The sequence below is a fragment of the Psychrobacillus sp. MER TA 171 genome, assembly GCF_023713305.1.
In the GTDB taxonomy this organism is placed as follows: Bacteria; Bacillota; Bacilli; order Bacillales_A; family Planococcaceae; genus Psychrobacillus.
Window position 1 is genome coordinate 64411 of the sequence record NZ_JAMAWN010000006.1, and the last position, 21133, is coordinate 85543.

Consider the following 21133-nt stretch of genomic DNA (forward strand, 5'->3'; position numbering starts at 1 on the left):
TTAGTTACAGGTCATGTTTTAGTATTTTTTGTCGAAAAATGTTAATTAAAATATAGAGAATTTTCTCTCTTTCCTATAACATAGATTAATAGGGGATGTAAAAAAACAAAGGGGGAAATAAATTGAAAGCGTTAACAAGATTTTCAAACACTTTAATGGTCAGATTCTTACCTGATCCATACATATTTGTTGCAATACTTACTCTACTTGTATTTTTACTAGGGGTGTTCTTAACTGATTCCACACCATTAGAAATGGCAACCTACTGGGGAGATGGTTTTTGGGGTTTACTATCGTTCACTATGCAAATGGTTGTTGTTCTCTTGGCAGGTCATGTATTAGCAAGCAGCCCGTTTTTTAAAAAAGTATTAAGTTCCTTAGCAGGAATAGCTAAGACACCTGGTTCAGCCATTCTATTAGTTTCTGTTGTTTCTTTAATCGGATGCTGGATTAACTGGGGGTTTGGTTTAGTAATTGGTGCTCTTTTCGCAAAGGAAATTGCCAAGCAGGTTAAAAATGTGGATTACCGCCTATTAATTGCTAGTGCTTATTCAGGCTTTATCATATGGCATGGAGGCCTCGCAGGTTCAATACCACTTTCTATTGCAACCGAGGGACATCCATTTGCTGATATCATGGGAGTCGTTCCAACTTCTGAAACATTATTTACACCGTACAATTTAATTATTGTTATTGCACTATTTATCTCCGTACCTCTTTTAAACAGGTGGATGATGCCAAGTAAGGAGGATACTTTCTCGATAGACCCAGCTTTGTTAGAAGAGGAAAAGGTTGAGGAAAAATCAATAGAAAAGCCCACTCCTGCGCAAAGACTGGAAGGAAGCTATATATTGACCGGTTTAATCGGACTACTTGGTTTAGTTTATTTAGTTAACCACTTTGTCACTAAAGGTTTTGACTTAAACTTAAATATCGTTAATTTGATCTTCGTGACACTTGGAATTATCTGTCACGGCACACCAAAAAACTTTTTATTAGCCGTTAAAAATGCTGCTAGCACAGTTGGGGACATTGTTATCCAATTTCCCTTTTATGCAGGAATCATGGGCATGATGGTTGCTTCTGGTTTAGCTGGAGTTGTTTCTGAGGCATTTATTAGTATATCGAATGAGCACACGTTTTACTTGTTCACGTTTTATGCGGCTGGAATTGTTAACTTCTTTGTTCCTTCTGGAGGAGGACAATGGACAGTACAGGCACCAATCATGATAGAGGCTGCATCTGCGCTTAACCTTAGCTATGCAAAAACGGCCATGGCTATTGCATGGGGAGATGCTTGGACGAATATGATTCAACCTTTCTGGGCATTGCCAGCACTTGCTATCGCAGGTCTAAAGGCGAAGGACATCATGGGCTACTGTGTGTTCGTCCTGTTATTAAGTGGTGTCATTATTAGTATCGGCTTGTTCTTTTTCTAAATAAATTTTATTATACATTCCCTGAAATATGAAAGAGAACCCTTCTCATAAAGGGGGTCTCCTTCTTTAGAAAAACGCAATAATATAGACGCAAATGATGCTGGGACATAACTAGAGAATAATTAGAAAACGTGAAATCGACAAATTGATTTTATGTTTTTTTATTTTCACGAAAAATATTCTGTATAAAATAATTATTCTATTAATGGAATGATTTACATGAGATTTCTGAAATGATAAACTTTAGGAACCATTTAATATCGGATTGCAAAGTTTGATGCATCCTTTACTTTGGATTAAATGTAACGGGAGTAGCTGCCAATAATATATACCTATTTTAAAATTTGTGTCTGTCTATAAAATGACGTACAAAATTATGATAGGAGTGTAATAATGATTGAATTAGACACAGAAAGATTAAGATTAATTCCACTAAGTGCAGAAAATCTAAGATTACTAATTGATAATCCACAGAAAATGGAACTAAGGTTATCTTTAAACGATTCAGACAGATTTCTTAGTCCAGAACTTAAACAAGCTATGGAAATAAGACTTTCAAAGTTGTTAGGTGATGAGGAAAATTATGTATGGTATACCAATTGGTTAATCGTGTCGAAAGACAAAAACTGTAGTGTTGGAGGAATAATGATAAAAGGTCTTCCTAATGAAAATGGTGAAGTAGTAATAGGTTACTATACTCTCCCTGAATTTCAAGGTAACGGCTATATGACGGAAACCATTAATAATTTGAAAAACTGGTTGTTAAATCAGCCCGATGTTATGTTTGTTATTGCTGATACAGATAAAGATAATATTCCATCACACAGGGTTTTAGAAAAATCAGGGGCGAAAATGTATAAAGAAACAGATGAATTATACTTTTGGAGATTTGTCTGAGATTAATCTCTGAATAAAAGTCATCATTTTATTATGGTGTCTTGTTTTTCTGTATAGGTACAATGTTACCCAGAGAGTGCAAATCCTTCTTCAACTGACTGGTACTTTAATGAAAGATTGTTGAGCTGCTTAGGTAGCTTTTTTTCTTATCGAACTAATCTATTTGTTGTTTGAAGTGGAAGCGGCGACTCCTGGGGGAACAAGCGAGCGCAAAAGCCCCGCAGGAGCAAAGCGACGAGGAAATTGAAGCCTCCCCCGGAAAGCGTCCGCTGGAACGGAAAACAACTTCAGGAATTTAAATAGAAGCCTCAAAAACTTTACCAGATTGTAAAATTTTCAAGGTTTATTATTTGGAGGAGATTTTTGTCCCAAAATATTCTTAATATCCGCCCCAAAAACTATACTCATATTTATCAAAATCCATCCTATGCTTCAAAAATGATTGAAAGAAATTTATTTGATTTTTATTTACAATAAAAGAGCCAATCACTGGATGTTCTTGGGTCAAATAGAAAATCCTCTGATACTCATTTAGTGGAACATTTTTAAGTTCCTCTTCACCGACAATTATTTTCGTTTCATCCCCAATCTCACTCCATTGAATTTGCCTTGTAGTCTCTTCTTCAGAGAAATAATATGGTGACGCACATTGTTTAACAAACAATCCATTGTTAGAGGCAAACTCGATAGCGGAAAGACAATTTACTTTGGACCCAATATACATATAGTAATCCCAACCAAAATGTACAAAGAAATTGTTCTTACTATATAATTGACACCATATAAAATTTCTCAAAATCATTTTGCAAATTAAGCGTATATCGTTTTTGTTTACCAGTGCATCTTCTTTAAGAACCAGTGTTTCAAATTCTTTTTCGTATAAAGAAGAAGTCTTGTCTTCTTCTGAAATAGTGCATTCTAACTGTAAGGTTCGCAATGAATCAATGCTGGTTTCCTCTATAAATTTGATTACCGAATTAATATAAGCAGCCTCAACTTGGAGATATTCATTCAAAGTGAATTCATTTCCGTTAATGATCTTTCCGATTTCAGAAGGACAAGTCCATTCCTCCCTTAACGTATAGTAACCATTTTCATCCCTAAATTCAGGGTTGTACTTTGTGACTCGCCACTGAAAATCTATGTAAATACTCAACCAATCTACCCCTTCATCTAGCTTATGTATATGATTTTCTTACTTGTATCTTAACGCTAATTTTCATTCATTATTAAAAGGATTTCAACATAAAACTTATATACAACAAAAAGACAGACCAGTAAATAGCTAATTGGTCTGCCTTAATAGTGTATTTTTGAGGATAACCTAATCCTCTTTTTGGTTATTCTTCAAAAGGCCAGTTTGGAAGCATTTTGTTCAATTTTTTATCTTCTCGATATCCGAGGACATATTCCGCTTGCATAACGGTATGGATTTCTCTCGTTCCTTCATAAATGACCGGAGCCTTTGAATTCCTTAAATAACGTGCTACCGGGTATTCATCTGAATAACCATACGCACCGTGGATTTGAACCGCATCATCTGCAGCTTTATTCGCAAAATCACAAGCTTGCCATTTTGCTAAGGATGTCTCTCGTGTATTCCGGACTCCTTTGTTCTTTAGCTCACCAACACGATAAACTAGCAAACGACTCATTTGAAGTCCCGCTTCCATCTTTGCAATCATTTGCTGTACAAGCTGGTGACGTCCTATTTCTTTACCAAAGGTTTCACGTTCCTTGGCATACTTTACACTCGCTTCAAGACAAGCAAGTGAAAGACCTGCTGCTCCAGCAGCCACAGTGAATCTACCATTATCTAAAGCAGACATGGCAATTTTAAACCCTTCTCCTTCTTCTCCTAGAAGGTTTTCCTTTGGAACCTTCATGTTTTCAAAGAAAATTTCTCCGGTATTCCCGGATTTTATACCATATTTGCCTTTAATCGCTTTAGAAGAAAAGCCTGGCATGGAACGCTCCACGATAAATGCGCTTATTCCATGGTGCTTTTTAGCCTTGTCCGTATAAGCAAATACAATAAAATGATCAGCAGCATCACATAAAGAAATCCATGTTTTTTGTCCATTTAACATATAATGATCTCCATCTGCAACGGCAACTGTCGACATCGCTGCTACATCTGAACCTGCTCCAGGCTCAGTTAGACCGAACGCACCAATTTTTTCTCCCTTTGCTTGAGGCTCCAGGTATTTTTTCTTTTGCTCCTCAGTACCCCATTGTAGTATGGTCATGGAGTTTAAGCCTGTATGAACGGAGACAGCCGTTCGAAAAGCGGTGTCTCCTCTTTCTAGCTCTTCACAAACAATAGCAAGAGAATTATAGTCCATACCGCTACCGCCATACTTCTCCGGTATACATACTCCCATTAATCCTAAGCTAGCAAGTCTCTCCCAAATGATAGGGTCAAATGCCCCTTTTGCCTCCCACTCTGCGATATGTGAGATAATTTCATTATCGACAAACTGCCTCACTGTTTTACGTAGTAGAACCTGCTCCTCGGAGAATTCAAAATTCACACCGTTTCACCTCTTGTTACATATTCTTTTATCTCGACGCCTCTAGCAGACATTTCTTTAATGTATAACTCCCCTGGTACAATTAGCTCCGGTGTAGAAACACCTGGTTTTGTAATAACACCATTTCCAATCATTTGTGCAACAACTGAAATGGTATTCGCAGTTGCGCGAGCCATAGCAGTTTCGCCAGATAAAGGATCCTTTTGAGTTGCCATTTCATACGTGTAAATTGTTTCATTTCCCTCTTTTTCACCTTTAACAATAACCCTTAGTAGCACTGCGTCCTCTTTATCTCCTAAGAGAAGAGACGGTGTCAGCACTTCTTTCAATACTTCCCGAACGTTTACAATATTTCCTCCAGCGTTAACTGTTTTATTTTTATCTGTAAGACCTAAATCTACCAGTAGCTTAAATTTCTCTGCATGGCCTTTATAGCGAATCGTCTTATATTCTAATGTTTGAACGTTTGGAAATGATTTAGTTAGAGTGGACGTCCCCCCTGCTGTATGGAACGCCTCTAATTCCTCATATCCGTCAAACTCGATTGGCTCAACCTCTGTTAAAGAGTCTATTTCCTCTAATTGACCATTTCTTATTACATGAGAAGGATCGGTATAGTGATCAAATACTCCTTCTAATGAAAACACGATATTATACTTGAATATCCCTTCTGGTTCTACAGGTATTCCCCCAACATATAGGTGAATATCTGTAACTTCATCTAATTTACTAGCACCATAGCCTGCAAGAATATTGATCATCCCAGGAGCGACTCCCAAATCCGGAATAATCGTTACCCCTTTCGCTTGTGCCTTTTCATCCAACGAAAGCACAGCATCTGTAGCTCCTCCAATATGACCACCAAGATCAATGGAGTGGACTCCAACATCTACCGCAGTTCTAGCCACTTTCTCATTGAATGAGTAAAACAGCGCATTGATCACGACATCTGCCTTTTTCATAACTTCTATTAAATTGGCATCATCATTTGCATCTAATCTTAAAACCTCAATTTTAGAGTTCTGCATTTTTTCCTTAAACATATTGGCTTGCCCAACGTCCAGGTCACATAAATATACTTTCTCCACATTTGGACTCAAGATTAAATCTCTTGCCGCTTCCTTCCCCATTAAACCTGCACCTAATACAGCTACCTTCATATCGACTTCCCCCTTATTCTGTGTCTATTTGAGCTCTTTGTAACTTCCCGCTGTAATCTATATAAATACTCTTCCACTCTGTATAAACGTCTAGAGCCGCAACTCCAGAATCTCTGTGGCCATTCCCTGTACCCTTTGTTCCTCCAAACGGAAGATGTATTTCAGCACCGGTCGTTCCAGCATTAACATAGACAATCCCCGTATCTAAATCTCGTTGCGCTCTAAATATTTTATTGATATCTCTAGAGAAAATAGAACTGGATAACCCGAATTTCACTCCATTGTTCACTTCAATTGCTTCTTCTAATGATTCCACTTCAATTAATGAAACAACCGGACCAAATATCTCTTCTTGAGCAATTCTCATATTCGGTTTTACATCTGTAAAAAGAGTGGGAGCATAGTAATTTCCTTTAGCTAAATCACCATCCTGAAGGATCGTACCACCTACAACAAGGTTAGCCCCCTCCTCTTTTCCAATTTGAATGTAGGAGTGGATTTTCTCTAATGCTGCCTTATTGATAACTGGACCAACCTTGACAGTCTCATCCATCCCATCACCAATTGTCAGCTTCTCCATACGTTCTAGAAGCATTTTCTCCAGTTCCTTCTTCACATCTTTATGCACAATCACTCGACTACATGCTGTGCAGCGCTGTCCAGCTGTACCAAAGGCACTCCAAAGAATTCCGTCTACTGCAAGATTTAAATCTGCATCCTCCATAACGATGACGGCATTTTTTCCGCCCATTTCTAAGGAGACCTTCTTTAAATGTCTACCGCCAAGCTCAGCAACCTTACTTCCCGTATCTGTTGAGCCAGTAAACGAAATAACTTTTACGTCCTTATGCTCAATCATCGCTGTTCCCACCTCTGATCCGGAACCAAATACGACGTTTGCAACACCACTTGGCAGACCAACCTCTTCAAATATTTTAGCCATCTCAAACGCCATCATTGGTGTCTCTGTAGCAGGCTTCCAGATAAATGCATTGCCCGCCACTAAAGCAGGAAATGACTTCCAAGTAGCAATGGCCACAGGGAAATTCCAAGGTGTAATCAGTCCGACTACTCCTATTGGTGCTCGAACACTCATGGCAAACTTGTCTGCTAGCTCAGAAGGGGTCGTTTCTCCGAAAAGTCTTCTTCCTTCACCTGCCATGTAAAAGGCCATATCTATGCCTTCCTGAACCTCTCCACGTCCCTCTTCTATTACCTTCCCCATCTCTTTTGTCAGTACTTGAGCTAAATGCTCCTTTCTTTCTTTCATCAGTCTACCAATTTCATATAAATAGTCCGCTCGTTTTGGAGCCGGAACTAATGCCCATTTCTTTTGTGCCTTCACTGCAGCCTCTACTGCAACGTCTACATCCTCTTTTGTAGACATTCTTACTTCTGCTAGCTGCTCACCGTTTGCTGGATTCAAAACGGCAGTATACGAAGCCTCTCCCTCTTGCCATTTTCCATTAATAAAATTTGTTAGTTTCATATCCTTACCTCTCTCTCTTAAAATTGAAAACGTTTACATATATAATAAATTCTATAATTACTAATAAAACCCTTTAAAAATTTAAAAATTAAAAGAAAAATTTAATAAAATTCTTTTATAAAAGGCTATGTTAAAGGGTAGGGTTGATTTATAATGCAAAGAAATCTTAAATCAGAGAGTAAAATTGATTTCCGCACCAGCCGGACGCTTTCCTCGGGGTGAGCGATAAGCCATCACCCATCGCTTACGCGCGTGGTTGTGATGTCTTATCTGTCTCACTCATCCCGTAGGAGTCGCCGTCTGGCGCTCCAATCAATAAACGGGAACAGCTTTAGCATCGATAAAGCGCTAATCAACTTACTCGCATAAACAAAGCTAAAAAACTGTCACCAAACCCAATTTCATCATCTATTTATGTTCTTAATAGCCATTTGAATGTTCCTTTGTTTATGTTTACAGTCACTTTAAAAAAGAATGGTTAGTCAAAATCAACCAATAACCTTAACAAAGCTTTATAAAACTAGAACCACGATGCAGGAAATCATGAAACTACGAATACAAAAGCCTAATAAGTGGCTTCGACACGTCGTAGTAATGAAGGTGTTGCTCTATAAAAAACAGGAACCTTTTATTTTATCATTCGTATAGTTATTTAATTACACCGAGGAGGAAAAAAGAATGAATAATCATGAAATAGATTACAAGTTGTATGGGGACGATATGCAGTTTGTTGAAATTGAACTGGATCCACAGGAAACGGTTGTAGCTGAGGCTGGCAGCTTAATGATGATGGAGGATGGCATTTCTATGGAAACTATCTTTGGAGATGGCTCCGGGGGTAGTGGCGGTGGGATTATGGGTAAATTAATGGGCGCAGGAAAACGGTTAATCACAGGTGAGAGTCTGTTTATGACTACTTTTACTAACGTAGGTAGCGGTAAAAAACACGTTTCCTTTGCCTCCCCTTATCCAGGAAAGATTATTCCAATGGATTTAAGCGAGTATAGAGGAAAAATTATTTGCCAAAAGGATGCATTTTTGGCCGCAGCTAAAGGAGTTTCCGTGGGAGTTGAATTCCAACGTAAGTTAGGTACTGGATTCTTTGGTGGTGAAGGATTCATCATGCAAAAGCTCGAAGGAGACGGTCTAGCGTTTGTTCATGCTGGCGGAACGATACACAAAAAGGTTTTACGACCTGGAGAAGTATTACGAGTGGACACGGGTTGCCTAGTAGCTATGACTTCAGATGTTGACTATAACATTGAGATGGTTAAGGGAGTTAAAACAGCTCTATTTGGGGGTGAAGGATTATTCTTCGCTACTCTTCGTGGCCCTGGAACAGTGTGGATTCAATCCCTTCCATTTAGCCGTTTAGCGAGTCGAGTGTTTGCTGCTGCTCCCCAAACTCCAGGTGGAGGATCTAAAGGTGAAGGAAGCATAACTGGTGGGCTTTTTGATCTTTTAGGCGGGAAATAATATAAGTCTATCTCTTATGGACTGAAGACAAATTAAAAGAAATTTGTCTTCAGTTCTTTTTTATATCGAAAAAAAACTAGAAAACTCATCGATTTAATATTACACGTGCTATACCTTTTACGGGGCATGGCTCTATCGCTATACCTATTTAATGGTCTTACTAGAAAGACCCCTAGCATATTGCTCAACAGTCTTAGTATCCCCCTTCATATACTAGTTTATAAGAACAGCTGTGTAGTTCGTTCTCATAACACGACATGATAAGGAGGGTATAAAATGGTTAATAACGCAGGATTATGGATAGGGCTTCTTGGTATCGTGCTAGCAATCGTAGGCTTTTTCTTCTACCCAATTTGGCTAGGCTTAGCTGCAATTGTTTTAGGATTCGTAGCATTGTATCACTACAAGCAGCTTATTGTAGGATGGCTTTCCATTATTTTAGGTGTAATTGTGCTCATACTTTATTTTTTCTTCTAAGCTATTGTTGATAATTATTGAAAAAGGCAACTGGATCGTAGAAACCAGGTGCCTTTTTATATGCAGAAATAATTGGATACTTACATACGTTACCAGTAAAAGAGATAGTGTAAAAATTAATCTGGATATTGTTCCATCGCTTCAAGAAAATTTGGAATTTCATAGAGGCTAGGATCAGCATTCGATAGATAGAGATGTAGCTCCTGGTTAGGAGTTTGTGTTGTTGCTTTTATTATGGTATTCGTCTTTTTCGAGTAGATAAAACAATCCTTATCGTCTTCACTAGAAGCAGAAACAAATTTAAATCCTTCATAGCCATTAAATAATTGATCAAAGTAGTCTTTATCAACTTTTGTTAGTGCTACTGTTATTAGCTTATCTTCGTAAAAAGAAAAGCTCGCTTGCTTATCATAATTTAAAACGAAGTCGGAGCTATCTCCATCCACTTGACCAATTAGATAATCATTACCAAGGCGTTCAAGTACTTTTGATGATGAGTCACCCAATGTTACTCCATTAAGGTGAAGATGCCCTTGCTCCTCAAAGACTGTTGGATTAACTAAATCAATTTTAATGTCTGATGGAGAATGCTGTTGATTATTAAGTTTCTGTTCTATTTTATATAGATATTCAGCATTTAGGTAATTCTGATCGTTATAGGACAAGGATAATTGAAATTTCCCTTCAGAAGTCCCCGTTATGGCTTTTATTATTTGTTTTGTCTCATTCGAGTAGAAATAATGACCATCATAGTCTGTATAAATAGATGTGAAAAATTTAAATCCATCGTAATCTTTAAATACTTGGTTGAAATAGTTTTTATCTACATTCATGAAAACTGCTGAATTCAATTTATCATCATCGAAGTAGAATCTGGACTGACCGCCATAGTCCATGATGAGGTCTGCTTCGCTATCATCCTCTTGTACGATTGTATAATTTTCGCCTAAGACCCCTATAACCTTTTTATGCGAGTCACCTATTGTTATACCCTGAAGAAAAAGGGTTCCTTGTTTATCTGTAAATATAGGCTTTGCTAAATCTAAATGGTGCTCTATTGGAGCCTGTAGTTTGTTTGATGGTAGTTCATTTTCAATGTTAAAGAAAAAAAACATTGTACTCACTAGTAAAACAAAAGAAACCACAACAAATCGCCATTGATATTTTGGTCGTTTGGAGTTGTTTTCAACATCACTTACTACATTTTGCATCACCCGTTGTTTACTTTCGGTTAAATCTCGCATTTTAGTTGGGATAAATTTATTCATTTAATAGCGCCTCCCATTCTATTCCTTTCAGTTGATTTCTTAATAGGTCTCTTCCACGACTTAACCGAGTTTTTACTGTACTTTCAGGAATGGATAATAAATGTGCTACTTCCGAAATAGTCATTTCATTAAAATAAAAGTGTATGAGAACTTCCCTATCTTTGAAGGGCAGTTCAAGAATTGCATCTCCAATAATGGCTTCTTCATCTTTTTTCACGAATTCGTCCACATATTGTTTGCCTGCTGTTGAGAAGATTTTGCTTTGTATGCGAACTTTCCGATAGGTCCAACTTTTTAAATAGTCTTTGCTTTTATTAACAGTCATCTTCATTAAATAAGCTTTTAGCTCACCACGTTCTTCATAATAATTCTGATGATAAAACTTGATGAAAACTTCTTGTACAATATCTTCTTCCGCTTGAAGATCCTTTACATAACCATAAGCTAAACGTATTAAAGGCTCTGTATATTGAAACATCAATTCTCTTAGTTCATAAACAGTCAACAAAATCGCAAGCTCCTCTCTCTATATAGTAAACGATTCCCAAACACCCAAAGTTTGAATTTTTCTAAAAATATTTCAAATAGCCGAAGAGGACACGTAGGTCTTTGTAAGCTTATATATTGTAAGGAGGATAATAGCTTGATCGAAAAAGATTTGTTAATGTTTAGTCTCCGTAATACACTTGTATCTTTTAGAACAAAATATAGCTTATCCTATGTGAAAAAAAATAGGATTTAATCGGTGAATATTAGTAGAAAAATAATCAGCAACAAATTGGGATGTGAAGCTACTTAGCTTTGGACGCTGATATCCTAAAATCAGTACATAATATTCAGAAATATGTTGACATTCAGAAATAATTAATGATATCCTCTAGTAGTTAGATATTTAAATTAGAAATGGAGGCACGGAAAATGACTACATTTAAAACTTCAAAAAATAATCGTATATTCATTTCGTGCCCAACCGCTAATTATTTTTTTTGTAAATAATTAATACTGACGGCATGTTATGCCGTTTTTTTCTATGAGCCCACGCTTATGTAAAGAAGCGTGGGCTCTTTTTTGTGCATTTTTAATTACTTTGGTGTTTTCACGCATTGCGTGTTGCATATATAAACAAAATAATAAGAAAAGGAGTGCTGGTGATGATGATCATGGAACAGCGAAGAAAGTTATTAAAAAAGGAATCTCTCGAAAGTGGATAGCTTGGTTGGGGAGAGAAAACCCCAGTCGACTAAAATGATGCTATTGGTTTAATCGGTAAACAATAAATAAAGGAGGAAAAGAAATGATGATATCAAAAAAGAGTGATAAGCAGATTAATAAATTTGTAGATAAAAATAAATTGGAGTTGCCAACACACTATTTAAGTGAAAAGTGGCTAACAGGAATGGTGCTAGCCACACCTTAACAATATAATTGGACTTCTCCTTAAGGAGAAAAATAATGATTTCGATTAATGATATAGAATATGCAAAGCAACGAATGGCTGACTTGGAAAAGGAAGTAAGACAATCTAAATTAGGACATAACTACCTATCTAGAAAAAAGAAAGTCCGAAAACCTTTTTTGAAAAGAGTCTTGAGTTCTTTTACACGCGTAAATTTAAAAGGCTCTGTTAAAAGCTAGAGTTGATTTTTCATGAGCTTAGTTTTTTTTTGAAATGTTACGCCTAAACTAACTGTTGCGTTAGTCAAAGACAATATTAAAGGAACATGAGCTAGGAAAAAATATTCTAGCTCAATTTTAAAAATAAAGTTAACAAAAAAGGCATACCCGCTTACACGAGTATGCCTTTTAATATTATTTATTTACCTGCTTTAAAAGCCTCTAAGTACTCATTTACCTTAGCAGCATCTGCCTTAAGCTCGTTACCCGTTTCTACAAGAGGACTTACAGTTGATACTGCTTTTTTCTTGTTTCCTTGGTAATAGTTAATGATTTCATCCTGGTTGATCGAGTACAGAATCGCTTTACGTAAAGATTCGCTTTCTGATACATCACGACCTTTTGTATTAAATAGCAGATAACTTACAGCATTGCTATCGTTTTTCTGAAGAGTTAGCTTGCTATCATCTTCTACTAATTTGTATTTTGTTTCAGGAACTCCATTAAATATATGAATCTCTCCGTTGCGAAGAGCCGATAGCGCGCTATCTGCATCTGCAATGAAACGAACGGTTACGTTTGCAATCTTCGGCTCGTTTTCAGTTCCTTGCATATAAGCTGGGTTTTTTACGAATACTGCCTCATAATCATTTTTGTGGGATAAGATGTAAGGCCCACTAGCATATAACGTATTATTGTAAGAAGCACCTTCCGTTACTGTATTTTGATCCCCGTAAGGAATATCTTTGTTTACATCGAAGGTAGCAACATCGTAAGTGTTGATGCTCTCTACTTGTTTTTTAGACACAATCCCTGCAGATTGATGAGCCAAATAATTTAAAACTTGTGGGAATGGATTAGTCGTTGTAATTTTAACTACTTGGTATTTCCCTTTAGCTGCATCTGCTTGTGTTTTATCTGTCACTAGCTCTGAAATTGCTGTATCCACATTATTTTCTAAAGCTTCCTTCACTGTAATATCACTGCCAGATTGCTTCACATCAAGCTCTGAAAGATCTGATACGATTTCAATCTTTTCCATGCTTTCGTGTAAGCTATATGTGCGATGGTCTGGAACTGATTTGCTGTCTTTTGCACGGTTCATCGAGAATACGACATCCTCTGCCCCTACGCGTTCTCCCGTATCAACTGCTTTTTTATCTGTTACTGCTGCAAAGTTAATATCATCTCTTAGTAAGAAGTAATAATCTTTATTGCCATCTGCGATTGCATGGTTCAATGAAAGAGAACCGTCGGAAACTACTTTATCATCGTCTGTTAAGTTAACTAAACGAACGTACATATTTGTATTTAGTGTATTAATAGAACCATCATTTCCTTTAATAGGATCTAATGAAGTTAAGGATGCCATTCCCTGTTGCATGATCAGTGGTGCAGAATCTCTTTTAGAAGCATCTACAAAGTCAATTGTTTCCCAAGCGATTGCACGAGATTTAGCCAATCTCACAGTATCCGCATTCAATACTTCTTTATTTACTCCTTGCGCTTTAAAAGAATTATATAACGGTGCAATATATGCTTTTTCTAGGACTAAAAGATCCTCGAACTCTTTATATGTTTTTGTGTACTCTTCCGGTGTTTCTGTGCTAGCCTCTTCAATCAGCTCATCGATTTTTTTGTCAGACATAATGCTGTTATCACCGTCTGTTTTAAAAAGCGCACGTACTGCATAGTCGGGGTTACCCGTTACAGTCGTCCAGCTAGATAAAGCTAAATCATAGTTTCCTGCATCTTTTTGCGCAGTGAAGCTACCGTAGTCTGGTTGAATATTTAATTTCACATCGAAGCCATTTTTGATTAACTGGTCACGTACAATATTCATGTCCGCTTCCCCAGTGCTCATCCCTAACAGCTCAATTACTACCTTACCCTGCTCTGTTTTAGAATCAGATTTGTCTGTTGCTTTATCTACGTCTGATTTTGTGTTTACACAACCTGCCAATATTAAAACTAGCGTTAACAATAAAGCCAATAATGCTTTTGTATTCTTCATTACTTTTTCCTCCTTGTTGAGCTTGCTTTAATCCATTCTCGGATCAAATGCATCTCTAAGTCCATCGCCTAAAAAGTTAAAAGATAATACGAGACCTATAATTGCAAGGCCAGGTATAATCGCCAAATAGGAATTAGACTCTAAATAAGTACTACCTATTTTTAAAATATTGCCCCATTCAGGTATATGTGGCTCTACTCCAAGACCTAAGAAGCTCAAGCTACTCGTTGCAATTACTGCTGTACCTATTGTAAGTGTAGCTTTGACAATCATAGGTGCAAGGGAATTTGGAACAATTTGCTTAAAGATGATCGATAGATTGGAAGCCCCTAAAGCCCGGGCAGAATCTACATATTCGTAATTCGAGACCATCATCACATTCGCTCGCATTGTTCGAGCATATGTCGGAATAGAACCAACACTCAAAGCTAGTATAAGATTCGTAGTATTTGCTCCGAATGCTGCAATAATTGCAATGGCAAGTAATATCCCTGGAATTGCGTACAAAATATCAAGCAAACGCATAATGATGTTATCTGTACGTTTGCTGTAATATCCAGCCAATGCTCCTAATGCCCCTCCCACTATGAATGGTATTAACGTAGAAGCAAAGCCTACAATTAGAGAAATTCTCGCCCCGAAGATAATTCGAGAAAATACATCTCTGCCATAATTATCTGTACCGAACGGATATTCCAAGCTTGGCGACTGAAGCAGTGCCTCATAGTTATTCTCTACTGCCATATCATAGTCAAAAGTAAAACGGCTAGACACTGATAACGCGAACATAAGAACGATAAAGAACATTCCTAGTATAGCTGTAGAATTACGAGTGATTTTATCCCACATTGTGTTCCACTTCACTATTCGTGACAGACTGTTACTACGCGTTTTAATGATTAAGCTAACGCCAAGCAGTAAGTTGAAAATATTACCTGTCAGCGAAGTGATAATTAATACAATCGCTAAGCCTTGCATCCACCCAGGCGCGCCTTCATCACTGACATACCTAGCTACAGCCACCAAAGTAAACACTTGGATAATTAAAATGACGAGTAAAGCACCCATTGCGGGTAAAAAAGTGTCCGACACATACGGTTTAAAGAGATTTAATGCAGAAATAACTAGAATAAACAGCTGGGTGAAAATCATCCAAATGCTGAATGTGTATTCTGGTGTTTTCTTCTCCTTGATCAAATTAAAACCGAATGATGCTATGAAGATATTACCAGTTAATAGAGCGGTTACTTGGACATAGCCAAGCCTTCTAGTAGCATTTTTTAAATGCCCTAAACTCAAAAGCTCTCGCTTCATTCTCCAGATTATAAAATACTGAATCGCTGTAAAAAATGCATATATAGCTGAAACACTACTAGCAATTGGCTTTAACGTACCCATATCAAAATTAAAGCTATTAAACAATAAAACTATTGTCAGTAGAAGAGATAATACTCCAGCAAAGTTTGCCTGAGTATATTCTCGTGACAGCTTTAGTGCATGTTGTTTTTTAGATACCACTTTTACACCTACTTCTTACAGTTGCTTCATCTTAGATTTTATACGCGGATCAAAAAATGCATATAAAATGTCGATGAGCACGTTCACTAAGGAAATGGTTATTGCAATATAAATAACTCCACCCATAATGGCTGGGATATCGGGTATAAACTGTTTGTCGACAATATAACTCCCAATACCACTAATATTGAATACTTTCTCTGTAACAGCTGCTCCACCTAGCATTCCACCAAACAGTAGACCGATAACCGTAATGATTGGAATCATTGCATTTCCTATTGCATGCTTCCAAAGCACTTGGCGTTGGTTTAAGCCTTTTGCTTTTGCAGTAATTATATAATCCTCATTTATAATTTCTAATACGGATGAACGTGTCATTCTCGCTACCGAAGCAGTAAGACCTGTTCCGAGCACAACTACAGGCATAATAATCGACAAATAGTTTTGAGGACTATAGGTTGCAGGAAGCCATTGTAGCTTAATAGAAAAGTTCAAGATGAAGATAAGCCCTTGCCAAAAGTTAGGGATGGACAAGCCGATCAAAGCAATGAACATAAAGGAATAATCTAAGAACGAGTTTTGTCTTGTTGCAGATATGATTCCTATTGGGATCGCGATCACTACAGCCATCACTAAAGAAAAGATAGCAATCATTAGCGTAACTGGAAACTTGTTTGCAATACTTGTAGCGACATCTTCATTTCCCGTAAAGGATGCTCCTAAATCAAATGTTACGATACCTTTTACCGAATTCCATAACTGATGTAAATAAGGTAAGTCTAACCCGTGCATTTGGTTGAATGCAGCAATCTGATCCTTCGTTGCACTTTCCCCTAAAAGATTGGCAGCTGGATCAAATGGTGACAGGTATAAAATAGTAAATACTAGAATGGAAACACCCGTTATCACAAAGACACTCATAATAAGTCTCTCAAAAATAAATTTACTGAACGCATTACTATATATACCTAACAAAAGGTACATCAGTAAGCCTGGTATAAATGAAATAATGAGAAATGTTGTATTTTCTAACAGACTTTGAAAATAGGATGTATAAGTAAGAGGCTTCGTGCCTTTTAACTGATGTATTTCTTCCATTTCAGTAGATACAAGCTTTTCTATTCGATCTTCTACTAGTTTATTTACTTCCGCCGTCATTTTTTCTTTATTAATTTTTTCATTAAAAAAGGCATGCTTTCGTTCATATTGTTCCTTATACTCTTCGTACAGTTCCTCTCGCACTCCCCTTGTCCCAAGTGCAGACTTTAAATCACTTTTTAAGGAAGAATGAGGATCCTTCTGTTTTTTTAAGTAAAAGAGTATAAAAGTAATGACATGAACCGGCAAACCAAGTAAAAATAACAAAATACTATAGAAGGAATGATGTTGTAGTCTTCCGTAGGTAAAACTAAATGCGTTGGAAGAAAGTTTTCTTCCCATACTAAATCCCCCCTCTCCATATTGTATAAATCCGAGTGGTATAGTATAGTATAGATTCGAACTACCATTAAGTCAACGCAAATTATTTAGTCTATTTAGAGTAGGGTTAAATGCGCCACTAATGTGCGTGTTTAGTCTTCTTTTTTGTAGAAACCGCTCATATTACTTTAAATATACGCTCTCTAACAACAGAGCATGAATCATAAACAATACGAAGATTTCATTCAGATAGGTGGTTTTCATGGAAACTATTTTAAAAGTAGAGGATTTACAGATTTCCTTTTTAACAAATGACAATGAATTCGAGGCTGTTCGAGGTGTTAGCTTTGAGGTTAAAAAAGGAGAAACATTGGGCATAGTCGGAGAATCTGGAAGTGGAAAAAGTGTCACGGCCCGTTCCATTATGCGCCTTTTACCTTCTCCTCCCTCCTTCATGAAAAATGGTTCCATTGAGTTTTTAGGGGAACAACTCCACACAAAAACAGAGAAGGAAATGGAAGCTATTAGAGGAAGAGATATCAGTATGATTTTTCAGGATCCAATGACCTCTTTAAATCCAACCATTCGTATCGGCGTTCAAATAGCAGAAAGCCTTATTAAGCACCAAAAGCTCTCGAAAAAAGAGGGAAAGGCACAAGCTATTGAGATACTCAAGCTTGTAGGAATTAAAAATAGTGAAGAACGTTATAACCAATATCCGCATGAGTTTTCTGGTGGTATGCGTCAAAGAGTTATGATTGCCATTGCTTTAGCATGTAAGCCTACTCTACTTATTGCAGATGAGCCAACTACTGCGTTAGACGTGACCATTCAAGCTCAAATACTAAATTTAATGAAGGATATGCAGAAGCGCTTTGGGACCTCTATTATTTTAATTACTCATGACCTTGGAGTTGTCGCTGGAATGTGTGACCGTGTAGCTGTGATGAAAAATGGAGAAATCGTTGAAACAGGAACTACCGAAGAAATTTTTGCTAACCCAAAGCATGACTATACGAAAAAACTATTAAATGCCTTACCTCGTTTAGACGAGAAGAAAAAGCCGAAGAAACCTCCTCTTCGTTCTATTGGATTAGAAAATGGAAAGCCACTGCTGGAAGTTAAATCTTTAAAACAGCATTTTCAAGTAAGTCGCGGGAATGTCTTAAAAGCGGTTGACGATATTAGCTTCTTTATAAAGCCCGGGGAAACTCTTGGTCTTGTAGGAGAATCAGGCTCAGGTAAATCTACTACCGGTCGGGCGATTCTTCGATTGCATGAGCCTACAGATGGAGATGTGCTATATCAAGGAATGGCCATTAATCGTTTAAGTAAAAATGAGCTTAAAACGATGCGTCGGCATATGCAAATCATCTTCCAGGACCCCTACTCTTCCTTAAATCCTCGTTTAAAGGTGCTAGACATTATTGGGCAGGCATTAGATATTCATCGTCTGAGCAAAAATGCAGAGGAGAGAAAGAAGCGGGTAGAGGAATTACTAGAATTGGTAGGCTTAGAGCCCTCGCATGCATTACGTTATCCACATGAGTTCTCTGGTGGACAGCGACAACGTATAGGTATCGCTCGAGCACTTGCGGTTGAGCCTGATTTTATCGTCTGTGACGAACCTCTATCGGCTTTAGATGTTTCTATACAAGCACAGATTGTAGAGCTTTTGGAGGATTTACAGCACAGACTAGGCCTGACATACTTATTTATCGCACATGACCTGTCCATGGTAAAACATATAAGTGATCGCGTTGCTGTCATGTATTCTGGAAAAATTGTAGAGCTAGCAGAAAGTGAGGAGCTTTATACTAATCCACAGCATCCGTACACTAAGTCTCTCTTAGCAGCCATTCCAATCCCTGACCCAAAAGTAGAGGCCAAGAAAAAGCGTGTGCTCATGGAAGAGTCTAATGTTACTGACAAGTATCAATTAAAGAATTCTGAGCTGGTAGAGGTATCCGACGGTCACTGGGTAGCTATCCCTAAGTAAGGTAGCCCTTGAAATTGTTTAAAGCCCATGTTAAACTTATTTTTATTATATTTAGATAATTTAATATTTTATTTCTTATCAAGAGAGACGGAGGGATTGGCCCTATGATGTCTCAGCAACCAGCCTTTTAGGTGTGGTGCTAAATCCAATAGACATTAAGTCTTGAAGATAAGAAGAATGACTTCAATATATATTGAGGGTTCTCTTCTTATGAAGCGAGCCCTCTTTTTATTTGATTTTATAGACAGTAGTAATCGCAACATAATATAAATAGAAGGTAGGAATTTAATATGACAAATCAATTACTTGTAAAAGCACCTTTCAAAGCAGATCACGTTGGAAGCTTCCTGAGACCGGAACGTTTAAAGCAAGCAAGGGCTCAATTTGAACAAAAAGAAATTTCCCAAGAGCAGCTAACTCAAGTGGAAAATGAAGAGATTATTAAACTCATAGAAAAACAGAAGGAAGCTGGATTACTTTCTATCACAGATGGAGAATTTCGTCGAAAATGGTGGCATTTCGATTTTTTAAGCGGACTAGATGGCGTGGAATTTTATGAAACCGATCAAGGACTATCATTTAAAGGGGTGCAAACAAAAGCGCATGGTATTAAGGTGACAGGAAAGATTGGCTTTAGTACCCATTACATGATTGAGCATTTCAAGTTTTTAAAAGAAGCAGCTGGGGATGCTGTTGTAAAATTTACTATTCCTAGTCCGAACATGCTTTATTACCGAGCTGCAATTGAGGAAGGTGTGTATAACAATGATGAGGAATTATTTTCTGACTTAATCACAGCTTATCAAGGGTTTATCCAAGCAATCTATGATGAAGGCTGTCGTTATCTTCAAATTGATGATACTTCATGGGCTACCTCCTTTTCCGAGGAAGGCCTCGCTTCCTTAAAGGACAGGGGGTTATCGCTAGAGCAAGCCTTATCCCTTTCTGCAAGGGCTATTAATGAGTCTATTTCTAAAAGACCAGCCGATATGCTAGTGACCATGCATATTTGTCGGGGAAATTTCCGATCCACTTATATCACAAGCGGAAGCTATGAGTTAGTTTCAGAAACTATATTCGGTGGATTACATGTGGATGGTTTATTTTTAGAATTTGACGATGAGCGCTCTGGTGGTTTTGAGCCTTTACGACATGTTAATCGAAAGGATTTAAATATTGTCCTAGGGCTGATTACCTCTAAGCATGGGGACCTAGAGGAAGAAGAATTAGTTAAAGCTCGCATCGAAGAAGCTACTAAATATGTACCAAAAGAACAGCTTTGCTTAAGTCCTCAATGTGGATTTTCTTCTACTGAGGAAGGAAACATATTAACTGAAGAGGAACAATGGGCAAAAATTCGCCATGTAGTCCAAATAGCAAAGGATGTCTGGAACTGACTTACCCACATGTGGATAACGTTAGTAGAAATGTTTTTACATTTGCCTGTTAGGGTATCTATTTAAATAAGATATCAGTTCTATATGGGAGGAATGTTTGATGAGTAAAGTTTATGAATATACAACAGATGATGTCGTAGAAGAAACTGGTAATTATACGTGTGAGTCTGGGACAACTAGAACTTTAGAAAAGGGTTCGAAATTCCCTTCCTGTCCCGATACAGAAGTAGTTACGTATTGGAAACGCTCTGAAAGTCATACCCACAGCTCAGGGCAGGAAGTATTAACATCCGGTCGCTATGTGGATGAAGATGGAGATGAAGCTTTCCTAGAGGCTGGCTCTACTTTTCCAAACTGCCCAAAAGCAGGAACCCCTACTACATGGTCCCATGCAGGATAACTAAGTTGCTGATACTTGTCTTATTTTATAGA

General features: G+C 37.5%; 18 protein-coding genes and 1 riboswitch. Of the genes, 9 read left to right on the forward strand and 9 right to left on the reverse strand.

Going from position 1 to position 21133, the window contains the following annotated elements; genetic code table 11:
* Positions 1-122 precede the first annotated feature (122 nt).
* Together M3627_RS07685 and M3627_RS07690 are read left to right on the forward strand one after the other, a co-directional pair.
* On the forward strand, positions 123-1439 hold the full coding sequence (locus M3627_RS07685; protein WP_251553521.1) for a short-chain fatty acid transporter: 1317 nt from the start codon (positions 123-125) through the stop codon (positions 1437-1439).
* A gap of 393 nt (positions 1440-1832) precedes the next feature.
* Positions 1833-2336: a GNAT family N-acetyltransferase gene (locus M3627_RS07690; protein WP_169359017.1), complete on the forward strand. Its 504-nt coding sequence runs from the start codon at positions 1833-1835 to the stop codon at positions 2334-2336.
* 379 nt (positions 2337-2715) lie between these two features.
* On the opposite strand, the gene M3627_RS07695 is transcribed toward M3627_RS07690, so the two are convergent.
* From M3627_RS07695 to M3627_RS07710, 4 genes are all read right to left on the reverse strand, one after another.
* Complete coding sequence (locus tag M3627_RS07695) at positions 2716-3492, reverse strand: DUF7683 domain-containing protein (RefSeq protein ID WP_251553522.1); 777 nt, start codon at positions 3490-3492, stop codon at positions 2716-2718.
* A 184-nt stretch (positions 3493-3676) separates the two neighbouring features.
* On the reverse strand, positions 3677-4870 hold the full coding sequence (locus M3627_RS07700) for an acyl-CoA dehydrogenase family protein (protein WP_251553523.1): 1194 nt from the start codon (positions 4868-4870) through the stop codon (positions 3677-3679).
* On the reverse strand, positions 4867-6030 hold the full coding sequence (locus tag M3627_RS07705; RefSeq protein WP_251553524.1) for a saccharopine dehydrogenase family protein: 1164 nt from the start codon (positions 6028-6030) through the stop codon (positions 4867-4869). The genes M3627_RS07700 and M3627_RS07705 overlap by 4 nt, the downstream gene beginning before the upstream one ends.
* Before the next feature lie 13 nt (positions 6031-6043).
* The gene (locus M3627_RS07710) at positions 6044-7519 is read right to left on the reverse strand and encodes an aldehyde dehydrogenase family protein (RefSeq protein ID WP_169359021.1); all 1476 of its coding nucleotides are present in this window, start codon (positions 7517-7519) and stop codon (positions 6044-6046) included.
* 678 nt (positions 7520-8197) lie between these two features.
* On the opposite strand from M3627_RS07710, the gene M3627_RS07715 reads away from it, so the two are divergent.
* Both M3627_RS07715 and M3627_RS07720 read left to right on the forward strand, forming a co-directional pair.
* Positions 8198-8995: a TIGR00266 family protein gene (locus tag M3627_RS07715; RefSeq protein ID WP_251553525.1), complete on the forward strand. Its 798-nt coding sequence runs from the start codon at positions 8198-8200 to the stop codon at positions 8993-8995.
* A 276-nt stretch (positions 8996-9271) separates the two neighbouring features.
* Positions 9272-9472 (forward strand): C4-dicarboxylate ABC transporter, encoded by a 201-nt coding sequence (locus M3627_RS07720; RefSeq protein WP_169359023.1) that lies wholly within the window; start codon positions 9272-9274, stop codon positions 9470-9472.
* Between the two features lie 116 nt (positions 9473-9588).
* Here the strand turns inward: M3627_RS07720 and M3627_RS07725 are convergent, their stop codons facing one another.
* Positions 9589-10740, reverse strand: coding sequence for a hypothetical protein (locus M3627_RS07725; RefSeq protein WP_251553526.1), 1152 nt, complete (start codon positions 10738-10740; stop codon positions 9589-9591).
* A complete protein-coding gene (locus tag M3627_RS07730; RefSeq protein WP_251553527.1) occupies positions 10733-11248 on the reverse strand; it encodes a sigma-70 family RNA polymerase sigma factor in 516 nt (171 codons plus the stop codon). The genes M3627_RS07725 and M3627_RS07730 overlap by 8 nt, the downstream gene beginning before the upstream one ends.
* Positions 11249-12034: 786 nt before the next feature.
* Between M3627_RS07730 and M3627_RS20790 the strand changes: the two genes are divergently transcribed.
* A complete protein-coding gene (locus M3627_RS20790) occupies positions 12035-12157 on the forward strand; it encodes a hypothetical protein (protein ID WP_285841665.1) in 123 nt (40 codons plus the stop codon).
* 35 nt (positions 12158-12192) lie between these two features.
* Positions 12193-12375 (forward strand): hypothetical protein, encoded by a 183-nt coding sequence (locus M3627_RS07735; protein ID WP_251553528.1) that lies wholly within the window; start codon positions 12193-12195, stop codon positions 12373-12375.
* Between the two features lie 178 nt (positions 12376-12553).
* Here the strand turns inward: M3627_RS07735 and M3627_RS07740 are convergent, their stop codons facing one another.
* The 3 genes from M3627_RS07740 to M3627_RS07750 are packed head-to-tail and all read right to left on the reverse strand — an operon-like array spanning position 12554 to position 17326.
* Entirely contained in the window at positions 12554-14368 is a 1815-nt protein-coding gene (locus M3627_RS07740; RefSeq protein ID WP_251553529.1) for an ABC transporter substrate-binding protein, read from the reverse strand.
* Between the two features lie 27 nt (positions 14369-14395).
* The gene (locus tag M3627_RS07745; protein WP_251553530.1) at positions 14396-15886 is read right to left on the reverse strand and encodes an ABC transporter permease; all 1491 of its coding nucleotides are present in this window, start codon (positions 15884-15886) and stop codon (positions 14396-14398) included.
* 15 nt (positions 15887-15901) lie between these two features.
* Positions 15902-17326 (reverse strand): ABC transporter permease, encoded by a 1425-nt coding sequence (locus M3627_RS07750; protein ID WP_251553531.1) that lies wholly within the window; start codon positions 17324-17326, stop codon positions 15902-15904.
* Between the two features lie 241 nt (positions 17327-17567).
* On the opposite strand from M3627_RS07750, the gene M3627_RS20795 reads away from it, so the two are divergent.
* From M3627_RS20795 to M3627_RS07770, 3 genes are all read left to right on the forward strand, one after another.
* Complete coding sequence (locus M3627_RS20795; protein WP_285841666.1) at positions 17568-19304, forward strand: ABC transporter ATP-binding protein; 1737 nt, start codon at positions 17568-17570, stop codon at positions 19302-19304.
* 72 nt (positions 19305-19376) lie between these two features.
* Positions 19377-19479: riboswitch (SAM riboswitch) on the forward strand.
* Positions 19480-19594: 115 nt separating this feature from the next.
* Entirely contained in the window at positions 19595-20701 is a 1107-nt protein-coding gene (locus tag M3627_RS07765; protein WP_251553532.1) for a 5-methyltetrahydropteroyltriglutamate--homocysteine S-methyltransferase, read from the forward strand.
* Positions 20702-20801: 100 nt separating this feature from the next.
* Positions 20802-21101, forward strand: coding sequence for a hypothetical protein (locus M3627_RS07770; protein ID WP_251553533.1), 300 nt, complete (start codon positions 20802-20804; stop codon positions 21099-21101).
* Positions 21102-21133: the final 32 nt, after the last annotated feature.

Coding starts and splice junctions, on each gene's coding strand:
- M3627_RS07690 (WP_169359017.1), top strand. CDS start 1,833: ATGATTGAATTAGACACAGAAAGATTAAGATTAATTCCACTAAGTGCA.
- M3627_RS07705 (WP_251553524.1), bottom strand. CDS start 6,030: ATGAAGGTAGCTGTATTAGGTGCAGGTTTAATGGGGAAGGAAGCGGCA.
- M3627_RS07710 (WP_169359021.1), bottom strand. CDS start 7,519: ATGAAACTAACAAATTTTATTAATGGAAAATGGCAAGAGGGAGAGGCT.
- M3627_RS07715 (WP_251553525.1), top strand. CDS start 8,198: ATGAATAATCATGAAATAGATTACAAGTTGTATGGGGACGATATGCAG.
- M3627_RS07720 (WP_169359023.1), top strand. CDS start 9,272: ATGGTTAATAACGCAGGATTATGGATAGGGCTTCTTGGTATCGTGCTA.
- M3627_RS07725 (WP_251553526.1), bottom strand. CDS start 10,740: ATGAATAAATTTATCCCAACTAAAATGCGAGATTTAACCGAAAGTAAA.
- M3627_RS20790 (WP_285841665.1), top strand. CDS start 12,035: ATGATGATATCAAAAAAGAGTGATAAGCAGATTAATAAATTTGTAGAT.
- M3627_RS07735 (WP_251553528.1), top strand. CDS start 12,193: ATGATTTCGATTAATGATATAGAATATGCAAAGCAACGAATGGCTGAC.
- M3627_RS07740 (WP_251553529.1), bottom strand. CDS start 14,368: ATGAAGAATACAAAAGCATTATTGGCTTTATTGTTAACGCTAGTTTTA.
- M3627_RS07750 (WP_251553531.1), bottom strand. CDS start 17,326: ATGGGAAGAAAACTTTCTTCCAACGCATTTAGTTTTACCTACGGAAGA.
- M3627_RS20795 (WP_285841666.1), top strand. CDS start 17,568: ATGGAAACTATTTTAAAAGTAGAGGATTTACAGATTTCCTTTTTAACA.
- M3627_RS07765 (WP_251553532.1), top strand. CDS start 19,595: ATGACAAATCAATTACTTGTAAAAGCACCTTTCAAAGCAGATCACGTT.
- M3627_RS07770 (WP_251553533.1), top strand. CDS start 20,802: ATGAGTAAAGTTTATGAATATACAACAGATGATGTCGTAGAAGAAACT.